Raw genomic sequence first — 20,010 nt, 5'->3', positions numbered from 1 at the left:
TCTCCTTGAGTGCGGGCGTCAGACTGCGAAGCGCGATACGAGCAGCGACTTGATGAGGTCGAACTGGTTGACCGTCATCCGGATACGCTTGTTGAAGTAGTTCAGGAAGATCACGCAGATGATCGCGATGGTCAGGCCGCACGCGGTGGCCGTCAGCGCGTGACCGATGCCGCCCGTCACACCGTTCGGGTTCGCGGTGCCGCTGGTGCCGAGCACGTTGAACGATTCGACCATGCCGATAATCGTGCCAAGCAGACCCAGCAACGGGCCGAGCGTCACGGCCGTGTCGAGAATCCACAGGTTACGGTCGAGACGCGGCAACTGGAACATGATCGTTTCCTCGATCTCGCGTTCGACCACGGCTTCGCTCTTGCCCTTCACTTTCATCGCCGACTTCACGAGTTCGCCTTGCACGGTCTGCTTGTAGTGCTCGGCCACTTTGGCGGCATCGTCGGGATTGGCTGCATCGACGAGTTTCAGGTCATGTTCGAGGGTCTTGCCGGCACGCACGGCACGCGAGAAGAACATGAATCGTTCGATGATGATCGCGATGCCGAGCAGGAAGATGAACGCGAGGAGAGGGATCAGACCCATCGACTGGATCGAGTAGTTAATGAGGGTATTCAGCACTGCGGACTCCGGTTAGTACAGGCTCAAGCGGCCGTTGAATAACGGTGGGTATCGAGATGCCGGCTGCCTTATGGGTCGCCAGCTAAAAAGGCCTGTCACCCATGCAAAGCCCGTACCAGATCGAGCGCCTGATTGCTCCGTAAAGACGTCGCCAATCCCTTACATGGAACGCTTTGCCTTTTATTTCATAGCCTTACGTAGCGTAACAAAAACTCGCATCCCGAAGGCTTGCGTCGCGCTCGCGCACGCGTATAGCAAAACAAATTGATTTCGGTAATGGCGTAAAGCCGCTTTCCAAGACTTATCCTGGAAAGGTCTTTAATTCGCTATTGCCGAAATGGTGCGAAAAATCGCAATTGAAACGCTTTGGTGCAATGCCCAATACGACATAGCCAACTTTATTACGTCTAGCTTTCTTTGCACATTCAGTTTGCTTACCTCATGAACACCAATTGCAGACCAATCCCCGCCCTAAAAAGGCTCCGCGCAACGCGAAGCCATCTTACCGATCGTTTTCTTACATTTATTACTTAGCGTTTTTAAGGCACCTTAATTGCCCAGAATTAGTGAATCTAATTGCGTTTTATCCACTTTTATTAATGCACCAATTCGGAATTAACGCATTCGCGCGGTGCGAATTCCGCACCAATCGTAACGACAACGAACCACCAGGCTGTATTCTTTTTTAATTGAAATTTTCTTGTGTTCTGTTACACGCACGAGGAGAGATTTATTTCCATGCATTACCCACGTAACAAAATTTTTCGTAAGTCTTAATTCCTAAGCAAATCAATCGCTTCGATGCATTTGCGCAGGCCGCTCAAGGCCTTTCCGACGGTCCGCGACCTCACACATGGCATATCTCGTGCTCTTGCTGCGCTCGCTTCAAGACCAAGGCGCGCGTCCGACACGATCGGCGACGCACCCTGGACGGGATGTGCGGGACGGCGCGGGGATGCGCCGGACAGCGAAGAACTCGCTGACGTCAACGCACTGCAGCGCATGCGCAACTCGCGCCTGCGTTTGCGTGATCGTTCAACGGAAGTGGCCTCAACAACAAGAAGGAGCGCAAGTGAAACAGAAGCGATTGGCCTCAGCCATCAAAAGAATCATCGGAGCCGAGCTGGTGTTGACAGCGGCGTTCGTCCCGCTGGCACACGCACAAAGCCAACCTGATACAGCGGCCGTTCCGACGGCCGCAAGCACGCCAGCGGCGCCTCCCCCCGCCGTCAGCAAGCTCGAAAAAGTAGAAGTCACCGGTTCGCTGATCCGCACATCGGACAAGACCGGCAACGTCGAAGTCCAGACCGTTACGGCAAGGGAAATCCAGCAAAGCGGCTACACGACCGTGGCCGACTTCCTGCGCGGCATGTCTGCCAACTCCGCGTCCAGTTGGGGTTCCACCACGATGAACGGCACGGCGCCGGGCGGCTCGGGGATCGCATTGCGCGGTCTGTCCGAGAAGTACACGCTGGTGCTGGTCGACGGCCAACGCGTCGCGAACTACGCACAGGCGGTGAACTTCACCGACACGTTCTTCGACGTCAACACGATCCCGCTGAACATCGTCGATCACATCGAAATCGTGAAGACGGGCGCCGTGTCCGCATACGGTTCCGACGCGATTGCCGGCGTGGTCAACATCATCACGAAGAAGAACTTCCAGGGTCTTCAGATCGACGGGCAGCTCGGCAAGGCACAGCATCCGGGTGACGGTCAGGGCAACTTCAGCGTGCTCGGCGGCTTCGGCGACCTGAACTCGGATCGTTTCAACGTGACGGCAGCCGCCAGCTACTATCGCGATTCCGGTTCGACGCTCGACCAGCGCGACATGACCAAAAACGAAGACTTCAGCCAGTTCCCAGGTGGGTCGACGGGTCCTCTGGGTCCGAACCAGCAGTCATTCTGGCAACTGCCCGACGGCTCGACCGCCGCGTTGAGCCCGTGCCCTCCGGGCAGCACTAACGCGGCGGGCGCATCGTGCGTGTACAAGAACGCGAACACGTACTCGCTGATTCCACAGACGACGCGTATGAACGCGAAGGTGCGTGGCACCTTCAAGATCAACGACGACATACAGGCCTACGCCGACCTGTGGGCGAGCCGCAACGAGACGGTACAGTATTTCGGCAGCCCGGCCATCAGCAGCACGTCGAACGTGTTCAATCCGCTGACCGGCTCGGTGTCGCAACTCGACCGCACGGTGTCGGCGCTGAATCCGTACAACCCGTACGGTGTCGATACGCCGATCAACCTGACCTTCCCGGGCGTTGCGCAGCGCGCAGACACGGTATCGACGTTCTGGAAGGCCTCGACGGGCGTGAAAGGTTCGTTCACCACGCCGAAGGTCGGCGACTGGGACTGGTCGGTGGACTATGGTCATTCGCAGAGCACGGTCGACACGACGTACTCGAACATGATCAACACGGCCGCGCTTGAAAACATCCTCGGCCCGAACGGCGGCTACAACTTCGCGAACCCGGCATCGACACCGAACGGTCTGAACGGCCTGTTCCAGGACGACAACCAGCAGGCGATCTCGAAGCTCGACAGCGTGACGGCGAAGACCTCGACCGGCAATCTGTTCAACCTTCCGGCTGGCCCGGTCGGCATCGGTTTCGGTACGGAATTCCGTCACGAAAGCTCGCTGATCAACCCGCGCACGTACTCGTCGCAAGGGATCGTCGTGCCGGCGAACGTTCAGTCCGTCGACGGCGAACGCAACATCGCGGCCGTGTATTACCAGATCGATATTCCGATCATCCACAACCTGACGTTCACGCAAGCGGGCCGCTACGACCACTATAGCGACTTCGGCGGCGCGTTCTCGCCGAACTTCGCACTGCGCTTCCAACCGGTCCAGATGCTGACGACGTACGCGTCGTACAGCCGTGGTTTCCGCGCGCCGACGCTGGTCGAAAACTCGCAGGCAACCTACCTCGCTCACCAGAACCTCGTCGATCCGAACGACCCGAGCGGCGTGCCGACCAAGCACTTCACGACGGAACAGATCAACGGCAATCCGAACCTCCAACCGGAGCACACCAAGAACTACAACATCGGCTTCGAACTGTCGCCGGATGCGTCGACCGATATCGGTGCAGCGTTCTACAAGATTCATATCGACGGCGTGATCGGTACCGACGATCCGAATGCCGTGCTGGATGCCAACGACCCGTCGAAGGTCGTGCGCAATCCTGACGGCACGATCCGCTACATCGCGCAACAGTTCGTCAACCTCGGCTCGCTGGATACCGACGGCTTCGACATGAACTTCCGCAAGTCGGTCGGCACGAAGTACGGCACGTTCACGCTGTCGGGCGACTGGGCGTACGTGTGGCACTTCAAGCTGAACAGCCCGGGCGCTGCAACGCAGGACTTCGCGGGTAACAACCTCGCGCTGCTGCAACCGTTCGGTGCGTCGAATCCCCGCTGGAAGGGCAACACGAGCCTGACCTGGGATTACCGCAAGATGACCACGACGCTGAGCTGGCAGTACACGGGTCCGTACACCAACGCAGTGGCAGCCGAGTTCGGCGACGGTGGCACGGGTTCGGTGGCGTCGTATAGCCAGTTCAACCTGATGATGACGTATCGCGGCTTCAAGAACTGGACGATCTATGGTGGCATCCAGAACATCTTCGACAGGGAGCCGCCGTTCGACGTGGAGTGGCAATCAACGCCGGACATCACCGGCTACGACCAGTCGCTGTACACGAATCTGGGCCGCTTCTTCCAGATCGGTGCGACCTACCGCTTCTGATCGTCGCAGCGGGCTTTATCGCAGGACCGTAGGTCTCCTCTTGCCTCTTCTTCGTTGTTGAAGAGGATTGGCGGCGGTGCCTCGCGCACCGCCAGCTTTTTTGCTATTCGGATGCCACTTGAAATACGCAATGAAACCGATTCACGCCACTCGGGCGGCGTTGGCCGCGTTGGCGCTCGCCCTTCTCTCTCCCGCCCACGCCGTGACGATTCCGCCCGGCGTCACGCTCGCAGCCACCCAGGAACTCACGCGGCAAACACCCGTCGAGGCAGAATCGATCGACCCCGCGCATATCGAATCCTGGGCCGCTAATACGATCGGCCTCGACCTGTTCGAAGGCTTGACGCGAATCGCCGCCGACGGTGCGGTCGTGCCGGGCGTCGCGCAATCGTGGAGCCGCAGCGCGCCCGATACATGGATCTTCAAGCTGCGCCACAACGCGCGCTGGAGTAACGGCGAGCCGGTCACGGCCGCCGATTTCGTCTATTCATGGCAACGCGTGGTCGATCCGAAGACCGGCTCGAAATACACGATCCTGGTCGAGTTCGTGAAGAACGCGAAGGCGATTCTGGCGGGCAAGTCGCCGCTCTCCAGTCTCGGCGTGCGCGCGGTCGATCCGTACACGGTAGAGGTCAGGACCGAAGACCCGACCGCGTTCTTTCCGCAACTGACCGCAATGTCGACGATGGCGCCGGTGAACCGCGCGACGGTCGCGAAGTACGGCGACGAATGGACCCGTCCCGGCCACATGGTCAGCGACGGTGCGTATGCGTTGAGCGACTGGCAACCGGGCAACCGTCTCGTGATGGTGAAGAACGACAAGTACTGGGATGCGAGCAAGGTCGCGATCACGAAAGTCACCTATCTGCCGATCGAAAGCGACGAAACGGCAATGCGGATGAATCAGGCCGGCCAGTTCGATTACACGTATTCGATTCCGTCCGGCATCTATAACCAGGTCAGCAAGCAGTTCGGCTCCGAACTGAAGACCGGGATGTTTATCGCCACCTACTACTACTCGCTGAACAACGCCGACCCGGCCTTCAGGGACAAGCGCGTGCGCGAGGCGCTATCCATGGTGATCGACCGCAACCTGCTGACGTCTAAACTGACCGCCAGCGGCGAGTTGCCGCTGTACGGCCTGATTGCAAAAGGCACGCAAGGCGCGGCGCAATTCCAGCCCGACTGGGCCGCGTGGCCGATGGCGAAGCGCATCGAAACCGCGCGAGACCTGCTGAAACAGGCGGGCTATTCCGCTGCCAAGCCGTTGACGTTCACGCTGACATACAACACCAACGACCTGCACAAGAAGGTCGCGCTATTCACGACGTCGGAATGGCGCACCAAGCTCGGCGTCAACGTGAAGCTCGAAAACGTCGAGAACCGCGTGCTGCTGAAAATGCGCCACGACGGCAAGGTGCAGGCGTCGCGCGACGGCTGGTTCGTCGACTACAACGACGCGATGTCGTTCTTCGACCTGATCCGCTGCAACAGCGTGCAGAACGACCAGCACTACTGCAATCCGAAGGTCGATGCGTTGATCGATCAGGCGAACCAGCAGATGGACGAAGCGAAGCGCACCGCGATGCTAACGCAGGCGCACGACATCGCGATGAACGACTATCCGCTGATTCCGATGTTCCAGTACTCGGCGGTGCGGCTCGTGAAATCGTATGTGGGCGGCTATTCGCCGACCAACTACGTCGATCAGCGGCAGTCGCAGGACATGTACATCATCAAGCACTGAGCGCAAGGAGCCTTGCCATGCTGGCTTATACATTGCGCCGCGCGTTATGGGCGATCCCGACGATTCTCGCCGTGATCACCGCGTGCTACCTGCTGCTGCACCTGACGCCCGGCGGCCCGTTCGATTCGGAGAAGCATCTGTCGGCGGCCGTGCTTGCCAATCTCGACGCGAAATACCACATCGATCAGCCGCTGTGGAAGCAGTATTTGCTGTACATCGACTCGCTGCTGCACGGCGATCTCGGCGCGTCGTTCCGTTACACGGACTGGTCGGTCAGCGAACTGGTGTGGAAAGCCCTACCGGTCAGCCTCGGCGTCGGCGGCATTTCGGTGCCGATCGCGCTGGTGATCGGTGTGGCGCTCGGCACGGTTGCGGCGGTGCGCCGCAATGGCGTGATCGACTACGGCGTGATGTTCCTCGGCAATCTCGGCAGTGTGGTGCCGCCATTCATCCTCGGCCCCGTGCTGGTGTGGGTCTTCGCGATCCTGATCAAGCGCGGCGAGCATGGTCTGCTGCCCGCTGGCGGTTGGGGTGATGGCGACTGGCACTACCGCGTATTGCCGATCGTACTGCTCGTGATCATCAACGTATCGACGATTGCGCGCGTGATGCGCGGCAGCATGATCGAAGTGCTGTCCGGCAACTTCATCCGGACCGCGCGCGCGAAAGGTCTGGCCGGCCGCACCATCGTCTTGCGTCATGCGCTGAAACCGGCGCTGATGCCGGTCGTATCGCTACTCGGCTCGCTGTGCATTTCGTCGATCACCGCTGCGGTCGTCACCGAATCCGTATTCGCGCTGCCCGGTCTCGGGCAACTGGTCGTGAACGGCGCGATCAATCGCGACTACACGCTCGTGCTCGGTCTGGTCGCATTGATTACGGCATTCGCGGTCCTGTTCAATCTGCTGGTCGATCTTGCTTACGCATGGCTCGATCCGCGCATCCGGTACTGACATGAAGATTCGTCGATTCAACCTGGCCGCGCGCGCGTTCGTCGCGCCGCCGGCCGATGCGGCGGCCGCAGGCGGCTGTCTGTCCGGCGGCATCGTCACGAAGGCTTCGCGCGGACCGTTCGCGATTGCCAGCATGCGCTTTTTGCGTAATCGCGCGGCATTTGCAAGTCTCGTGATCCTGCTGCTGATCGTCGTCGCATGCTTTGCGGGGCCGCTGTTTCTGCCCAACAATCCGGTCGACAGCGACTGGGGATCGATCAGTCTGCCGCCGTCGTGGCTCGGCATGCATCTGTTCGGTACCGACGAACTCGGTCGCGACCTGCTCGCGCGCACGCTGGTGGGCGGGCGCGTATCGCTCGAAGTCGGGTTGCTCGGCACGCTGGTGTCCGGACTGATCGGCGTCGCGTGGGGCGCGACAGCCGGCTTCATGGGCGGACGCGTCGACGCCGTTATGATGCGCGTCGTCGACGTGATGTACGCGATTCCGTACATGCTGATCGCGATCATGATGATGACGCTGTTCGGCCGCGCATTCTATCTGGTCGTGCTGACCATCAGCGCGTTTTCGTGGCTCGATATGGCGCGCGTGGTGCGCGGTCAGACGCTGTCGCTGCGTTCGCGCGAATTCGTCGACGCGGCGCGTGCGACTGGCGTCAGCACCCGCGCCATCATCGCGCGGCATATCGTGCCGAACCTGATCGGCGTGGTGGTCGTGTATGCCACGGTCACAGTGCCGACGATCGTGCTGACGGAATCGGTGCTGTCGTTTCTCGGACTCGGCGTCCAGGAGCCGATGACGAGTTGGGGCGTGCTGATCGAAGACGGTGCCCAAAAACTCGAATCGATGCCGTGGCTGCTGCTCTGCCCTGCCGTCATGCTGTGCGTGACGCTGTATTGCGTGAACTTCGTCGGCGACGGTTTGCGCGACGCTCTCGACCCCAAGGATCATTGACATGGCGCTACTCGAAGTGAAGGACCTGAGTGTGCGCTTCACGCGCCGCGAAGGACCGCCGGTCGATGCGGTCCAACGCGTGTCGTTTTCGCTCGACGCGGGCAGCACGCTGGGCATCGTCGGCGAATCGGGGTCGGGCAAGAGTCAGACCGTGATGGCGCTGCTCGGTTTGCTGTCGTCGAACGGCAGCGTGTCGGGCACCGCACTGTATCGTGGCGAAGACGGCGGCGATCTGCTGACGATGAACAACGCAGCGCTGAACAGGATTCGCGGCAACCGGATCGGCATGGTGTTTCAGGACCCGATGACGGCGCTCAATCCGTTTTTGACCATTGAACGGCAGATGACGGAATCGCTGCAATTGCACAAGAAGCTGTCGCGTCGCGAAGCGCGTCGGCGTGCCATCGAGGTGCTCGACACGGTGCGGATTCCCGATGCCGCACGCCGCATCGGCATGTATCCGCATGAGTTTTCCGGTGGTATGCGGCAGCGCGTGATGATTGCGATGGCGTTGCTGTCCGAACCGGAAATTTTGATTGCCGACGAACCGACTACCGCGCTCGACGTCACCGTTCAGGCGCAAATCATCGAATTGCTGCGCGAACTGAATCGCGAGCGCGGCACGGCAATCGTCCTCATCACGCACGACATGGGCGTGGTCGCCGGATTGTGCGACACCGTGATGGTGATGTATGCAGGGCGCACGGTCGAGCAGGCAGACGCGCGTGCGCTGTTCGCCGCGCCGACCCATCCGTACACGATCGGCCTGCTGAACGCGCTGCCACGCATCACCGACGACGACGACCGCCCGTTGCAAACCATTCCGGGCAATCCGCCTTTGCCGGGGCAAATCGGCGCGGGTTGCGCGTTCGCACCGCGTTGTTCGTTTGCAGACGATACTTGCCGCACCACAGTGCCGTCGCTCGATGCGCGTAGCGATCTGGCGGGTGCATTGCGCGCGTGCCACCGTCCGGTTTCAGCCATTCTGGAGGCCGTTCGATGAACCAGCATTCCGCTTGCAACAGTACCGAACCGCTGCTGTCGGTGAACGAACTGAAGGTGCATTTCAGCGTGCCGCGCGGCAAATTACCGTGGTCCGGCAAGGCCACGCTGCGCGCTGTCGACGGCGTGTCGTTCGATGTACGGCGCGGCGAAACCGTCGGGCTGGTGGGTGAATCCGGCTGCGGCAAGTCCACGCTCGCGCGCGCGATCGTCGGTCTTGCGCCTGCGTCGGGCGGCAGCGTCAAGCTTCATGGCGTCGAAACCGTGCAAGGCGCGAAGCGCGATCTCGGCATCTTGCGGCGCGACGTGCAGATGATCTTTCAGGACCCGCTGGCGTCGCTCGATCCGCGCATGACGATCGAGCAGATCGTCGCGGAGCCGTTGATCACGCATCGGCCCGATGTCGCGCGCGCCGATGTGCGCGCTCGCGTGCTGGCCATCCTCGAACGCGTCGGCCTGAATGCGCAGCATCTGCGGCGCTATCCGCATGAGTTTTCGGGCGGGCAATGTCAGCGCGTCGGAATTGCACGGGCATTGATCAGCGAGCCGCAACTCGTGATCTGCGATGAACCGGTGTCCGCGCTCGACGTGTCGATTCAAGCGCAAATCGTTAATCTATTGCGCGACTTGCAACGCGAACTGGCGTTGTCGCTGCTGTTCGTCGCACACGATCTGGCCGTGGTGAAAGCAATCAGCCATCGCGTGATGGTGATGTATATGGGGCGCGTGATAGAGTTCGGCGAAAAACGCGCGCTGTACGCGGCACCTGCGCATCCCTATACCCGTGCATTGCTGTCGGCCGTACCGGTTCCCGACCCGACCGTCGAGCGCGCGCGACGGCATCTGCTGCTTCAAGGCGAGATTCCGTCGCCCTTGCAACCGCCGTCGGGATGCGCGTTCCGCACGCGCTGCCCCGCCGCGATCGACGCATGCGGCGATGCGCAACCGCAAGCGGTTTCCCAGCAAGGTGATGCACGGCGGGTTGCGTGCATCCGGGTTCCCGTTCCTACCGAATAGCGCCTGTTTCATGGGCGGGAGTTCAACAACCGGGACAGCGGCGAAAGCCCAAGCTCGACCGGCCCGAGATGATGGTCTGGTGATGGTCCAAAAGCAAAAAACCCGTTCAAGTTCCCATGAACGGGCTTTGTCTGGCGGAGTGGACGGGACACGAACCCGCGCCCCCCGGCGTGACAGGCCGTATCATATAGGCTGCGACGCCGGACTGGCATGGCGTGTGACTCCTGAGTAACGGAACACCACTCGCGGAACACCACTCGCGAAATGGTATATCGATACGTATATCACGACCACATCAAGTCAAATATTTATTGAAAATCAACAATTTGTGCAACTGATGAAAATCGCCACCTGGAACGTCAACTCCCTCAAAGTCCGCCAGCAACACGTCATCGACTGGCTCGCGAGCAGCGGCACCGACGTGCTGTGCCTGCAGGAACTGAAGCTTCCCGACGAAAAATTTCCGCGCGCCGAACTCGAGGCGGTCGGCTATCGAAGCTGGTACGCGGGTCAGAAAACCTATAACGGTGTCGGCATTCTGGTGCGCGAAGGTTTGAACGTCGACGAAAGCAGCATCGTGCGCAACATCCCCGGTTTCGAGGACCCGCAGCAGCGCGTGATCGCGGCGACCATCGATGGCGTGCGCATCATCTCCGCGTATTTCCCCAACGGCCAGGCGCCCGGCACCGACAAGTTCGCGTACAAGCTGCGCTGGCTCGACGCGCTGCACGACTGGCTCGCAACCGAGATGACGCTGCATCCGAAGCTCGCCTTGCTCGGCGACTACAACATCGCGCCCGACGATCGCGACGTGCACGATCCGAAGGCATGGGAAGGTCAGAATCTGGTGTCGCCCGAGGAACGCGCGGCGTTCGTGCGACTGATCGGCCTCGGCCTGCTCGACGCGTTCCGCCAGTTCGAGCAGCAGGAAAAAATCTATTCGTGGTGGGACTACCGGATGATGGCGTTCCGTCGCAACGCGGGACTGCGCATCGATCACATCCTGCTGTCGAAGGCATTGGCCGACATCTGCTCGGCGTGCGACATCGACAAGGTGCCGCGCAAGTGGGAGCAGCCGTCGGATCACGCGCCAGTGTTCGCGCAGCTGGGCTGATCCGGAATACAGCGACGAAACGAGGCAGCGCTGCCTCGCGTCCCTATTGCTTCAAGCGCCGCCCAGCACACCCCACAGGAACCCGAACACCATCGCATCATGCTCGGCCTGCTCCAGCTCATCGGAGCCGCCGTGGCCGCCTTCCGTATTCTCCCGATACCACACGTGCTGCGCGCCCAGCGCCTGCATGCGCGCGGCCATTTTGCGCGCATGGCCGGGATGCACGCGATCGTCGGCGGTCGACGTCGTGAATAGCACCGGCGGATACGCGACACCCGCCGCGAGGTTGTGATACGGCGAATACGCGGCGAGCGCACGCGCTTCATCGGGTTCGTCGGGGTCGCCGTACTCGTCGATCCACGAGGCGCCCGCATGCAGCAGGTGATAGCGGCTCATATCGAGCAACGGCACCTCGCAGACGACCGCGCCGAATAGCTGCGGCCGCTGCACCATGCAGGCGGCCACGAGCAAACCGCCGTTGCTGCCGCCCTGAATGCCGAGCTGTGCGGCGCTCGTCACGCCGGTCGCGATCAGCGCCTCGGCGACCGCGATGAAATCATCGAACGCGCGCTGGCGATACTCGCCTTGCGCCGCCGTGTGCCAGCGCGTGCCGAACTCGCCGCCGCCGCGAATATGCGCGACCACGTACACGCCGCCGCGTTCGAGCCAGCCGATGCCCTGCCCCGTCAGATAGCTCGGCAGCAGCGGAATCGCGAAGCCGCCGTAGCCGCTCAACAGACATGGGCGCGTCGGGCTTTCATCGCCCGGCGATGACGGCGCTTCCTTCGGCCCAATCACCGTGTAGGGTACGCGCGTGCCATCGGCCGATACCGCATGTCCGCGCGTCACCGCAACGCGCGTCGCGTCGAACTGCGTCGGCCAACGGTCGAGCAACTCCCATTCGCCGGGCTCCTCGAGCGCGAGATCGGAGAGCCAGTAGGCGGGCGGTTGCAGATAATCGTCGGTGTCGACGAACACTTCGTCGTTCAATGTCGACTCGACCGGCGACACGTCGACCTGCGCATCGCCGCGCGACGCGAACACGCGCTCACGCCACTGCCAGGTGCCGTCCTCGCGCTGCGACGGCGTCCAGATCAGCGTCTTGCCGCGCACGTCGTCGAGATACGACACGATCAGATGATGGCGCGTATGCGACCACTCGCAGGCCGAGGTCAGCGGCGTCGGCGTGAAGAGCGGCGTCACGTCGCGCTCGCCGCGCAAAAACGCGTCCTCGCGAATCGCGAGCAGCGCGCCGCCCGGATAGCGCGCGAGATTGCCGTCCCACTCGCACTCCCAATCGAGCCGCGGCTCGAGCAACAGCCAGCCCTGCCACGCCCCCACCGCGACGTGCGACGGCACTTCGTAACGATGCCAGGCGTCGCTAGCGTCGTCGAGGTAATACGTGTGTGAATCGAAAAAGTCGACGCTGCTCGTCACCGTATGCCGGCGATCGACCGGATCGTAATGCGCCTCCACGCCGATGTCGCCAAACTCGCCGCGAAACACGACGGGCGCATCGGCGAGCGCCGTGCCGCGGGTCCAGCGCCGCACGTCGCGCGGATAACCGGAGCGCGTCAGCGTCTTGCGCCCATTGTCCCAGCCGACGTACAGCGTATCGCGATCGATCCACGACACCGTGTGCTTGCCCGCCTTCGCAATCGCGAAGCCATCGTCGACGAAACGCCGCGCGTCGAGATCGAACTCGCGCACGACGAGCGCATCCGAACCGCCCGGCGACATCGTGATCAGCGCGCGGTCGCCGTCCGGATAAAGGATGTCGAGATCGACGCAGACCCACGGCGTGCCGTCGGCCGCGCCGAGCGCGTCGAAGTCGAGCAGGTTCTGCCACACCGGCGCGCCGTTGCGCCATGCGGCCCACGAAGTGCGTCGCCAGATACCGCGCGGATTGCGCTCGTCCTGCCACAAATCGTAGGCCCAGTCCTTCCAGCGATCCGGAATCACCGGACGCTCGCGCGGCAGATAGGCATCGGCGAGCCGCCGTCTGAGCGTGTCGAACGACTCGCCGCTGCACCACGCCACGCGGGTGCGCGCATTCTGCGCGTCGACCCATGCGAGTGCGTCAGCGTCGTACAGCTCTTCGAGCGACAGGAAAGGATCGGGGGAAAGCGGCCACTCGAACGGGGCGGGAGAAGCTGAAGAAGCTGGCATCGTCGGCTGTTGGATCGGAACAGCGTTGATTATGCCTCGTGCGCGGTGGTTGACGGTTTGCCGCGGGGCGCGATGCAACAACGACGAAGGCGGCCTGAGCCGCCCCCGCCTGCCATGCAGCATCGCTCAGAACGAGCGCATCAAGGCTCCAGATTGAGCTCCTGAATCTTGCGCGTAATCGTATTGCGCCCGATGCCGAGCCGCTCGGCCGCCTCGACCTTGCGGCCGCGCGTGAAGTCGAGCGCCTCGCGGATCACGGCCGCTTCGAAGCGGCGCGCGAGTTCGTCCATCACGTCGGCCGCGTTTTCGCGCAGCATGCGCGCGACTTCGGTACGCAAGCCGCCTTCCCATGCGCTCAGCGCGGTGGCGACCGACGCACCGGCCGCCCCACCCGGATGCACGAGCGCGCCGCCGTTCGTGCCAGCGAGCGGTACGCCGCCCGCGATTCCCGCATTGGTGGCCACGGTGCCATCCGTCGTCGCGCCGGCAGCGGCGCCCGCACCAAGCTCGCTCCCGCTGCCGTGCGCGGGACCGAGATCGGGCGGCAGATCCTTGGTTTCGATCGTCTGCGCGGGCGCCATCACCGTGAGCCAGTTCGCGAGGTTCTCGAGTTGCCGCACGTTGCCCGGAAACGGCAGCGACGCGAGATACGCGAGCGCCTCCTCGGACACGCGCTTCGGTTCGACGCCGAGATCGCGCGCACTCTTTTGCAGGAAATGCCGCGTCAGCAGCGGGATATCCTCGTTGCGCTCGCGCAACGCAGGCAAGCGCAGACGGATCACGTTCAGACGGTGATACAGGTCCTCGCGAAACAGTCCCTGCCGCACGCGCGATTCGAGATTCTGGTGCGTCGCCGCGATCACCCGCACATTCGCGCGCAACGGATTGTGGCCGCCCACGCGATAGAACTGCCCGTCCGACAGCACGCGCAACAAACGCGTCTGCAGATCGAACGGCATGTCGCCGATTTCGTCGAGAAACAGCGTGCCGTTCTCGGCTTGCTCGAAGCGTCCCTGGCGCATCGCCTGCGCGCCGGTGAACGCACCGCGCTCATGACCGAACAGTTCGGACTCCAGCAAATCCTTCGGAATCGCGGCCGTGTTCAACGCGATGAAGGGGCCGTTCGCGCGTGGGCTATGTCGGTGCAACGCACGCGCGACCAGTTCCTTCCCGGTGCCTGATTCGCCGGTAATGAGCACGGTGGCCGCCGAATGCGACAGGCGGCCGATCGCGCGAAACATGTCCTGCATCGCGGGCGCCTGGCCGAGCATCTCGGGCGCTTCGGCGACGCGGTCGTCCCACGTCTGCTCGCCGCGCATGCTTTCGTCGACCGCGCGGCGAATCAGCTCGACGGCCTTGTCGACGTCGAACGGCTTCGCCAGATACTCGAACGCGCCGCCCTGGAATGCGGCGACCGCGCTATCGAGATCCGAGAACGCGGTCATGATGATGACCGGCAAGCCCGGCACCTTGTCGCGTACGGTTTGCAGCAGCTCCAGCCCGGAGCCGCCAGGCATGCGGATATCGGAGACCAGCACCTGCGGGCTGTCGTGATCGAGCGCGGCCGACGCTTCGCGCACGTTCGCGAAGCTGCGCGTCGCGAAGTTCTCGCGCGCCAGCGCTTTCTCGAGCACCCAGCGAATTGATTGATCGTCGTCTACTATCCAGATCGGCTTCATATAGGTCGGTCAGAAGTCTTGAGGTGCTTGTGTTATCTAGAGGTCGAGCGGCAGCAGAATCTGAAACTCGGTATGGCCCGGCCGGCTGTCCACCTCGATCAGACCTTCGTGCTGCTGCACGAAGGTCTGCGCTAGCGTGAGACCGAGACCGCTGCCGTCCTCGCGCCCCGACACGAGCGGATAGAAAATGCGGTCGCGAATCTCTTCGGGAATGCCTGGGCCGTTGTCGATGATATGCAAGTCCAATGCCAGCTTGCACAGGCGTTTTGAAATCGTGACCTTGCGCGCGATGCGCGTGCGCAATTCGATGCGCGCATCGCCCTGCGAGATCCGCTCGCGCAACGCCTCGGCCGCATTGCGCACGATGTTCAGCAGCGCCTGGATCAGCTGCTCCTTGTCGCCGCGCAGATCCGGCACGCTGACGTCGTAGTCGCGCTCGATCGTCAGGCCGCGCGGAAACTCCGCGAGAATCACCTGACGCACGCGCTCGCACACTTCGTGAACATTCACGTCGCCGACGATATGCGGATGCCGGTGCGGTTCGAGCAAGCGGTCGACCAGCGTCTGCAGACGGTCCGACTCCTTGATGATGACCTGGGTGTACTCGCGCAACTCGTCGCGCTCACGTTCGCCGAGTTCGAACTCGAGCAGTTGCGCGGCGCCGCGAATGCCGCCCAGCGGATTCTTGATTTCGTGCGCGAGATTGCGGATCAGATGCTTGTTGACGGCGGTCAGGTCGTTGATGCGCTCTTCGCGGTCGGTGCGCAGATGCCGCTCGTTCTCGAACAGTTCGAGCAACACGTAGTCCTGCGCGCTTTCCAGAAAACCGACGATCGCATGCACGTGCAGCGGCTCGTGGCCGGGACGCTCGAGCACGGCGTCCAGATGCGTCGCGTGAAAGCGGTGCGCGGCGATCGCGGTGATCGTCGCGACCAGTTCGTCCGCGTTCGAGAAGATGTCTGGCCACGCCATCTGCGTGAGTTGCTTGCGAGACATCTCCAGCATCGACTCCGCCGACGGATTCGCGAACGCGACGCGCAGCGTGCGCTTCTCGAGCACCAGCAAGACGGTCGGCAGCGCCTCGAAGCCTGGCAGCAAGCCGGAACTCACGAGTTGCATGTCGTCCGACAGCGTCTGTTCGTGTCCTTTCCTTGCCTTGATCAGATTCTTGAGAACCATCTTGCAGTCTGGCCGGTAGGAGATGGTGATAAATCAGGAGTGCTGCTTTATTGTGCTTCACCGAATGCCGTGTTGCCCGCGCGCGGCCGGCCGTGCGTACGGCCTAACGAAAAAGGGACGGCGCCGCCGTCCCTTTGTGACCGATCGCGAGCGTCGGGCAAAGCGCTTCGCCGGGTGAAGGGCGAAGCGCCATGGCCGCTTACAGCGAGTAATACATTTCGAATTCGATCGGGTGCACCGCCTGACGATAACGCTGCAGTTCCGTCGTCTTCAGTTCGATGTACGCGTCGAGCATCGCATCCGTGAACACGCCGCCGCGCGTCAGGAACTCGCGGTCCGCGTCGAGCGAGTCGAGAGCCTGGTCGAGGCCCGCGCACACGGTCGGGATCTTTGCATCCTCTTCCGGCGGCAGGTCGTACAGGTTCTTGTCGGCGGCTTCGCCCGGGTGAATCTTGTTCTGCACGCCGTCCAGACCCGCCATCATCAGCGCGGAGAAGCACAGGTACGGATTCGCCAGCGGATCCGGGAAGCGCGTTTCGATACGGCGGCCCTTCGGGTTCGACACGTGCGGAATTCGGATCGATGCCGAACGGTTGCGAGCCGAGTAAGCGAGCTTGACCGGCGCTTCGAAGTGCGGCACGAGACGCTTGTACGAGTTCGTACCCGGGTTCGTGATCGCGTTCAGCGCGCGAGCGTGCTTGATGATGCCGCCGATGTAGAAGAGCGCGAATTCCGACAGACCTGCGTAGCCGTTGCCTGCGAACAGGTTCGTGCCGTCCTTCCAGATCGACTGGTGAACGTGCATGCCCGAACCGTTATCGCCGACGACCGGCTTCGGCATGAACGTTGCCGTCTTGCCGTACGTGTGCGCGACGTTTTGGATGATGTACTTCAGTTGCTGCGTCCAGTCGGCGCGCTGCACCAGCGTCGAGAACTTCGTGCCGATTTCATTCTGGCCCATGCCCCCCACTTCGTGGTGATGCACTTCGACCGGAATGCCGATCTGTTCGAGCAGCAGACACATTTCCGAACGGATGTCCTGGAAGGAATCGACCGGCGCGACCGGGAAGTAGCCGCCCTTGGTGCCCGGACGGTGGCCGGTGTTGCCGCCTTCGAATTCCTTCGCCGACGACCACGGTGCTTCTTCCGAACCGATCTTCACGAAGCAGCCCGACTGGTCCGTGTTCCACTGGACCGAGTCGAAAATGAAGAATTCCGGTTCCGGACCGAAGTACGCGGTGTCGCCGAGCCCCGAGCTCTTCAGGTACGCTTCGGCGCGCTTCGCGAGCGAGCGCGGGTCGCGCTCGTAGCCCTTGCCGTCAGCCGGTTCGACGACGTCACAGGTCAGCACGAGGGTCGATTCTTCGTAGAACGGGTCGATGAAGGCCGTGTTCGCGTCCGGGACCAGCAACATGTCCGATGCTTCGATGCCCTTCCAGCCGGCAATCGACGATCCGTCAAACGCATGGCCGCTTTCGAACTTGTCTTCATCGAATGCCGACACCGGCACCGAAACGTGTTGTTCCTTGCCGCGCGTGTCGGTGAAACGGAAGTCGACAAACTTGACGTCTTCGTCCTTGACGAGTTGAATGACGTCGGCCACGGATTTACTCATAACCTATCTCCTGATTAACAATTTCGGCGGATTCAGCCGCCGCCCAATCTAGCTGACCCATCCCGGAACGTCCACTTATATGGCGTCGCGGGCGGAAAATTCTGCCCGGGATAAATCGATCGGCACCAATAAAGCAGATAGTGTGCCACCTCTGGGCCTCGCATGGGCAAATCCGGCGCACACCAGTACGCCGCTTACGTTTGCCGGCCACGCACGAGGCGCGGGCAGACTCGCAAACAAACGTGCGGGCATTGCAACGCACCAATTTCGCGCATTCACCGCTTTGGAAACGACGGTCCCTACCATTGTGGTGCATTCAGCAGGAAATGCACCAAATTTGCGCATCGAGGTTGGGACGGCGCCCGCGACTGCCCGGCGTCGCCAGTCTACACAGGTCTGTGCGCTGCCTGCAGCGCGCTAGAATGATCATTTGGTCCGAAGGAGATTGACGCTCATGAGCACGCTCGAACAGCTTTACGCGAAGGCGGACGCCCGCCGCACCGAGAACCAACTGCCCTACGCGGGCGCGGTATCGCCGGCCGAGGCGTTCGAACTGCTGGAACTCGATCCGCGCACGCGTCTCGTCGACGTGCGTACCCGCGCCGAGCTCGACTGGGTCGGCCGGCCGGTGATCGGTGATGGCCAATACGCGCATGTCGAATGGACGCGCTATCCGGGCGCGGTGCCCAATCAGGAGTTCGTGCAGCAACTCGCGCAGGTCGCCTCGCCCGACACGCCGGTGCTGTTCCTGTGCCGCAGCGCCGCGCGCTCGAAGCTCGCCGCGATCGCCGCGACCCAGGCCGGCTTCACGAAGGCGTATGACCTGCTGGAAGGCTTCGAAGGCGACAAGGACGGCCAGGGGCATCGGAAGACGGTGTCGGGATGGTGTTTTCGCGGCTTGCCGTGGATCGGAGCCTGATGGCGCGTGGCGCACTGCCCGCATCTGCGGAAGCCCGTGGCGCGGCGCTGAAGCACGCCGATTGAAACGGTTCGCGCCGACCACGCATTGATTGCGTCGTCGGCGCGGGTTGTGACACTGCGATGTCGCGGTTCGCGCCAACCTGACCCTCAGGCGCGGACCGCTTGTTTTGTCGAGCGCCGCGCGCGCGCGGCGCTCCATTGTGTTCAGGGCGCGGCCGAAATCCCGAACACGTGCAACTTGCCGGCGCTGACCTGTTTCGGCAGCGTGACGCTCGCCACGAGTTCGCCCGGCGGCATCGCGATGGTCTGCTCCACCGCCATCGCTCGCCCAGTTATATAGCCACGGCACCTCGAAGGTCGGTTCGTCGCCCATATAGAAATTGGGCAGGCTCATCCCCGCGTTCGAACACCGTAAAGAACGCGTTCAGGCGCGACACCGCCGCCGTGTTGCCGCCCAGTTGCGCAAACGGTCCGACCGGGGTTGAACGGCACCATCCACATGTACTGCCCGGCATTGCCTTCGACGTAGTTGTCGGTGCTGCTCTGCGTCTGCGCAATCCAGCTTCCGTCCGAGTTGCGCGCGGCGATCAGAGGCGACGGCAGCGACGTGTTGAGCAGGTTCTGCCAATAGGCCGAGCGGCTCAGCAGCATCTTCTGGATCGTTGAATTGCCCAGTTGGCCGGCAAACTGCGAAATGGCGAAATCGCTGCTCGCGTATTCGAGCGTCGACGATGCCTGCCCCCATTCGCCATTCGTGATGTAGCCGAACTGCAGATAACTGGCGCGGCCGCCGTTCGTGGTCACGCCATTGCACGCCGTTCCGGGAACGTTGGCCATCTTGATCATGTGCTTCAGCGCGCCCGAGGTATCGAACGCTCGCGCGCCGAATGCATAGGCGCCCGCCACGATCAGCGAGCCGGCGTCGCCGGGCATCACGCCATCCTCGACGTTGTCGTTGACCCAATGCGGAATCGCGCCGCACTGATCTGCATCGTTGACTAGCGACTGCACCATATCGCTGGTTTCCTGAGGAAACAGCGTGGCTTTGAGCGCAATCAGCGAGCGATAGATGTCCCAGCCCGAAAAGCTGGTGTACTGCGCCGCGTGGCCCGCGCTAACCGTATGGACCTGCTGGTCGAAGCCGATATATTGGCCGTTGGAATCGCTGAATACGCTCGGCGCCCACAGCGCGTGATAGAACGCCGTATAAAACTTCGTCAGCGCAGTCGTGTCCTGACTACTTACCTGAATCGTATTGAGGGCCCGCTC

At 62.2% G+C, this 20,010-nt stretch carries 13 protein-coding genes and 1 pseudogene; 8 read left to right on the top strand and 6 right to left on the bottom strand.

Annotated features, from left to right (window positions below):
- Positions 1–18: 18 nt before the first annotated feature.
- A complete protein-coding gene (locus tag HDG34_RS27205; RefSeq protein ID WP_184063922.1) occupies positions 19–630 on the bottom strand; it encodes a MotA/TolQ/ExbB proton channel family protein in 612 nt (203 codons plus the stop codon).
- A gap of 1,072 nt (positions 631–1,702) precedes the next feature.
- Between HDG34_RS27205 and HDG34_RS27200 the strand changes: the two genes are divergently transcribed.
- The 7 genes from HDG34_RS27200 to xth all read left to right on the top strand — a co-directional run bounded on the left by HDG34_RS27200 (position 1,703) and on the right by xth (position 11,178).
- Positions 1,703–4,393: a TonB-dependent siderophore receptor gene (locus HDG34_RS27200; RefSeq protein WP_184063919.1), complete on the top strand. Its 2,691-nt coding sequence runs from the start codon at positions 1,703–1,705 to the stop codon at positions 4,391–4,393.
- 130 nt (positions 4,394–4,523) lie between these two features.
- Positions 4,524–6,140, top strand: coding sequence for a peptide ABC transporter substrate-binding protein (locus HDG34_RS27195; protein WP_184063916.1), 1,617 nt, complete (start codon positions 4,524–4,526; stop codon positions 6,138–6,140).
- 17 nt (positions 6,141–6,157) lie between these two features.
- Entirely contained in the window at positions 6,158–7,093 is a 936-nt protein-coding gene (locus HDG34_RS27190) for an ABC transporter permease subunit (protein ID WP_184063913.1), read from the top strand.
- Position 7,094: 1 nt separating this feature from the next.
- Complete coding sequence (locus tag HDG34_RS27185) at positions 7,095–8,045, top strand: ABC transporter permease (protein WP_260321356.1); 951 nt, start codon at positions 7,095–7,097, stop codon at positions 8,043–8,045.
- Between the two features lies 1 nt (position 8,046).
- Positions 8,047–9,048 (top strand): ABC transporter ATP-binding protein, encoded by a 1,002-nt coding sequence (locus HDG34_RS27180; protein ID WP_184063910.1) that lies wholly within the window; start codon positions 8,047–8,049, stop codon positions 9,046–9,048.
- Positions 9,045–10,064: an ABC transporter ATP-binding protein gene (locus tag HDG34_RS27175; RefSeq protein WP_184063896.1), complete on the top strand. Its 1,020-nt coding sequence runs from the start codon at positions 9,045–9,047 to the stop codon at positions 10,062–10,064. The genes HDG34_RS27180 and HDG34_RS27175 overlap by 4 nt, the downstream gene beginning before the upstream one ends.
- A gap of 337 nt (positions 10,065–10,401) precedes the next feature.
- The gene (xth, locus tag HDG34_RS27170) at positions 10,402–11,178 is read left to right on the top strand and encodes an exodeoxyribonuclease III (RefSeq protein ID WP_090800854.1); all 777 of its coding nucleotides are present in this window, start codon (positions 10,402–10,404) and stop codon (positions 11,176–11,178) included.
- A 51-nt stretch (positions 11,179–11,229) separates the two neighbouring features.
- Here the strand turns inward: xth and HDG34_RS27165 are convergent, their stop codons facing one another.
- The 4 genes from HDG34_RS27165 to glnA all read right to left on the bottom strand — a co-directional run bounded on the left by HDG34_RS27165 (position 11,230) and on the right by glnA (position 17,820).
- Entirely contained in the window at positions 11,230–13,347 is a 2,118-nt protein-coding gene (locus HDG34_RS27165) for a prolyl oligopeptidase family protein (protein WP_184063880.1), read from the bottom strand.
- Positions 13,348–13,487: 140 nt separating this feature from the next.
- Positions 13,488–15,026 (bottom strand): nitrogen regulation protein NR(I), encoded by a 1,539-nt coding sequence (ntrC, locus tag HDG34_RS27160; protein ID WP_184063877.1) that lies wholly within the window; start codon positions 15,024–15,026, stop codon positions 13,488–13,490.
- A gap of 36 nt (positions 15,027–15,062) precedes the next feature.
- Entirely contained in the window at positions 15,063–16,205 is a 1,143-nt protein-coding gene (glnL, locus tag HDG34_RS27155) for a nitrogen regulation protein NR(II) (protein WP_184048104.1), read from the bottom strand.
- Positions 16,206–16,404: 199 nt separating this feature from the next.
- Positions 16,405–17,820: a type I glutamate--ammonia ligase gene (gene glnA / locus HDG34_RS27150; RefSeq protein WP_184063875.1), complete on the bottom strand. Its 1,416-nt coding sequence runs from the start codon at positions 17,818–17,820 to the stop codon at positions 16,405–16,407.
- A 454-nt stretch (positions 17,821–18,274) separates the two neighbouring features.
- Between glnA and HDG34_RS27145 the strand changes: the two genes are divergently transcribed.
- Positions 18,275–18,739 carry a rhodanese-like domain-containing protein gene (locus tag HDG34_RS27145; RefSeq protein WP_184022229.1) on the top strand — a complete coding sequence of 155 codons (465 nt, stop codon included), beginning with the start codon at positions 18,275–18,277 and terminating at the stop codon, positions 18,737–18,739.
- A gap of 312 nt (positions 18,740–19,051) precedes the next feature.
- Here HDG34_RS27145 and HDG34_RS27140 read toward each other — a convergent pair.
- Positions 19,052–20,001 (bottom strand): annotated as a pseudogene (locus HDG34_RS27140) (glycoside hydrolase domain-containing protein); the annotation flags it as partial.
- Between the last annotated feature and the right edge of the window lie 9 nt (positions 20,002–20,010).

This window comes from Paraburkholderia sp. HC6.4b, from assembly GCF_014200875.1.
GTDB lineage: Bacteria > Pseudomonadota > Gammaproteobacteria > Burkholderiales > Burkholderiaceae > Paraburkholderia > Paraburkholderia tuberum.
The sequence above is the reverse complement of the archived record's forward strand: the minus strand, read 5'-3'. Positions and strand labels throughout refer to the sequence as shown.

Bases quoted from the DNA above. Each gene is read 5' to 3' on its own strand.
- HDG34_RS27195 (WP_184063916.1), top strand. From the start codon at position 4,524: ATGAAACCGATTCACGCCACTCGGGCGGCGTTGGCCGCGTTGGCGCTC.
- HDG34_RS27190 (WP_184063913.1), top strand. From the start codon at position 6,158: ATGCTGGCTTATACATTGCGCCGCGCGTTATGGGCGATCCCGACGATT.
- HDG34_RS27185 (WP_260321356.1), top strand. From the start codon at position 7,095: ATGAAGATTCGTCGATTCAACCTGGCCGCGCGCGCGTTCGTCGCGCCG.
- HDG34_RS27180 (WP_184063910.1), top strand. From the start codon at position 8,047: ATGGCGCTACTCGAAGTGAAGGACCTGAGTGTGCGCTTCACGCGCCGC.
- HDG34_RS27175 (WP_184063896.1), top strand. From the start codon at position 9,045: ATGAACCAGCATTCCGCTTGCAACAGTACCGAACCGCTGCTGTCGGTG.
- xth (WP_090800854.1), top strand. From the start codon at position 10,402: ATGAAAATCGCCACCTGGAACGTCAACTCCCTCAAAGTCCGCCAGCAA.
- HDG34_RS27165 (WP_184063880.1), bottom strand. From the start codon at position 13,347: ATGCCAGCTTCTTCAGCTTCTCCCGCCCCGTTCGAGTGGCCGCTTTCC.
- ntrC (WP_184063877.1), bottom strand. From the start codon at position 15,026: ATGAAGCCGATCTGGATAGTAGACGACGATCAATCAATTCGCTGGGTG.
- glnL (WP_184048104.1), bottom strand. From the start codon at position 16,205: ATGGTTCTCAAGAATCTGATCAAGGCAAGGAAAGGACACGAACAGACG.
- glnA (WP_184063875.1), bottom strand. From the start codon at position 17,820: ATGAGTAAATCCGTGGCCGACGTCATTCAACTCGTCAAGGACGAAGAC.
- HDG34_RS27145 (WP_184022229.1), top strand. From the start codon at position 18,275: ATGAGCACGCTCGAACAGCTTTACGCGAAGGCGGACGCCCGCCGCACC.